The following is a 3140-nucleotide window of genomic DNA, read 5'->3' as shown; positions in this document are numbered from 1 at the left end:
CATACAGCGCATTGCCCCAAGCAAATGATTGCCTGGTATATTGCGTGGGATCATTCGGATTAACGCTTTCGTGTACGTAGTACGCTCCTTTATCTTTATCAAAATTATTTAAATATTTTAGCATCAATGGAATTTCACTTTCATCGACGGACGTCATGGCCTGCAGGATGACAGACATCGGCCATACCCAATCATTTTGCGTATGCGGACTGCCCACGCCCTCACCATAAGAGCCCGTGAAATAATACTGATTAAAAAGTCCTTTTTTATTGAGTATAAACTCGCGCGTGTTTTGGTAAACCGGATCTGTTGACGAAGAAAATTCCAAATAAGGCGCTGACAGTAGACTCGGAACGTTCGCATCATCCGCCAAAAAGACATAGCCATTTTGTGTCCCATCCACTTCATAAGCCCACATATCGCCATAAAACGGATGATGGTAGATTCCATATTTAGCAATTCCCGCTTTGATATTTTGGCTCAGAGTTTTGCACTCCTCAGCTCTCACAGGATCATTCCAAATTTTCGAATACATTTCTGCCAACTTGGGCAGCATGCTCGCTAAAAACATATTGGTCGGGATGAGATAAGGATAAGCGGTCCAGTCATCACTCGGACGGTTTTTGCATTTGATCATGCCTGTCGGTCCCGTATGTTTTTTGAGAACATCTACCGCATGATTAAAAGCTTGATGAGCCTCAAAATCGCCTGTCATGTGCGCCCATTTTTCGTCACCAGTCACTTTCCAATAAAGCCACGCTAAGCGAATGAGATACGCAACACCATCGGGTTCATATTTATATTCATGAGGCGTGTAATCGTCTTTCCACGAATTGATAAACGGCGCATCTTCGACAGAAGCATTAAAATGCTTCATATGTCGCAGAATCGTTCCTCTGATAATATTTTGAAGCATGACATCGTTTTTGCTCATGTACACATAAGGATAAAGCTGTGCAGAGGAGTCCCTCACCCACATAAAAGGAAGATCCGTTCCCGTGATGACGTAGTAAGTTCCATCGGGCTCTTTCTTGATGGTTGTCTTGAGCGTGTAAGGAAGACTTTGCTGAAAAGTTTGCTGAGCATCCGAATCGGATAATGCCAACTTGTCGAAGTTCTCGACGGCAGAGCCCGCTAAAGCGATGTTGATCGCACCGAAACACAAAACGAGCATGATTAAAAATTGATAGATTCTACATGAGTTTCGCATTTTCTGTACTTTCTGTGTATCCATGGGAGGGGGTACCGATGATGTAGCGAGGGGCGTGCGAAACAGGGAAGTTAAGGAGCGCGAGGGAGGGACCCCGTCCCCGAGAAACATCATCGGTACCCCCTCTTGTTTTTTAAAGCGCGAAACTCGGGTTTTACTTGTGTTCATCGGCTTGCTCCCCAAGTAGGCTCAGCTATCGCGAGATTCACGACCGTGTCTGCCCCACCATAATAAAGATAGGCACTGCCATCATCCGCCATCGCAAGCCCTTCCGTAAAAACAACATCGCCCACTTGTCCGTAAACATCAAAAGGATCTGTCACCGTTAAAAACGGTTCGGTATCTCTCGCGATAAGGTGTGTTGGATCATCTTTATCAAACAACGCCCATCCGGTGGCATACTCTCGAACTTGATCTCGGTGCATGCGCGCCCCTTTTTGCTTTGCGCGATCTTCCGAGAGATTACCATTGTGAATGAGTAAAATACCATATTGCGTTAATATGGGCGGTGGACCAGACTCAACTAACGAGTCATCCCACTCACCTGACCTGGGTGTTAAAACTGGTATATCAGAAACAGTTTTCCAGTGAATCATATCGGGAGATTGAGCAATCCAAATGTTGGTATCACCATAATACGCCCAGTACATCCCTTTAATGGGTTGATTGAGTATCGCTGTCGATTTTTCCGGCAAAATGGGTCCAAGCTTTGTCCAATGAATAAGATCTGTCGACGTTGCAAGACACGTGTGCGTGTGATGCGCGTAGTGATCGTTGTATCCTGTGTAAGTCAAATAATACATATTTTTGACTTGCATGATTCGCGGATCTTCGCAGCCGCCCGGCAATTCATAATCTTCCGTCGGCGATATCACAGCCCCGCCCCATTTCGTAAAATTAACACCATCGGTACTCGTCGCGAGACTAATTCTGGAAACAGAGTTAACATCTTGCGTTCGGTAAAACATATAAAACACGCCGTCCTTACGAATAACAGCTGGATTAAACGCACCATGCGCCTCCACGGAATCGGCGTTTTCAAGCTCCGGCATCAGAATAGGATTCGCTTTATATTTTCGAACAAACTTAAACGGGAAATAAGGCGGCAAATCCTTCGCTTTGGCATAATCGAGAATTTCTATTTTAGGTGGCTTTTGAGCAAGTTGCGTTTTTTGCGTTTGCTGATGGTTGCTGAATAAAGCATTATCGTCAGACGCCAACGCAAAACTTCCATAGCTAAAAAAACTAAAAATAAAGGCCATGGTCATGCTTATCGCTACGCTTTTTTTCTGCATTATCCTTTTGAAACTCGCTATTTTCATTGAAATTTCCTCATGATTCGTTATACACATCTCTAAATTTTACAATATAAAACAATAGATTACGAGCAATGATGTAGTGGCTTAGGCTAAGCCGTGCCCTTTCCCAAGACGCAGAAGGGTGCTATGGGAAATTCAAAGCCTTTGTTAGTTTTTTATAATTTCTTGGGAATAATCTGCGATAAAAAGGATTCTTTTTACTAAAAGGGCACGGCACGCCGTGCCCCTACATCAATCAACGATAATATCTCGCAAGCTAGAAAGATCATGTATAACGATTAGCGGTCAGACCACGGGGTGACAGACCGCGGGGTCCAAGGATCGACGTCTTACGTCATCCCGCGGCGCAAGACCCGCGGGATCCAAGGACCTTGGGCGGCGATAAATTTATGTAATAAAATCAATAAGTTATAGCTATTTGTCGAGGCAAAACTTAACTGTTATTTTGGGTGGTAAAGCCCTATTTTTGTACTATACTGAAACGGATTATACTTGCCCGCGGTTTTTAAGCGGGAAACAAATTAGGATAAATAATAATAGTAAGGAGAAATAATCATGGCTTTGGGCCCAAAATTCGGTGACACATCTGTAGATCAGTTTGACGACAGATG

The 3140-nt window shown here is 44.0% G+C and carries 2 protein-coding genes; both read right to left on the bottom strand.

Annotated features, from left to right (window positions below; translation table 25 throughout):
- Window positions 1-1234: glycoside hydrolase family 125 protein (locus WC753_04855; protein MFA6080773.1), on the bottom strand; the 1234-nt coding region annotated here is incomplete at its 3' end.
- Window positions 1235-1281: 47 nt separating this feature from the next.
- Window positions 1282-2262: a glycosidase gene (locus WC753_04850; GenBank protein ID MFA6080772.1), complete on the bottom strand. Its 981-nt coding sequence runs from the start codon at window positions 2260-2262 to the stop codon at window positions 1282-1284.
- Between the last annotated feature and the right edge of the window lie 878 nt (window positions 2263-3140).

This window comes from Candidatus Gracilibacteria bacterium, from assembly GCA_041660965.1.
Classification (GTDB): Bacteria; Patescibacteriota; Gracilibacteria; order BD1-5; family JAGOOR01; genus JAGOOR01.
This window is presented reverse-complemented; position numbering and strand designations above follow the sequence as displayed.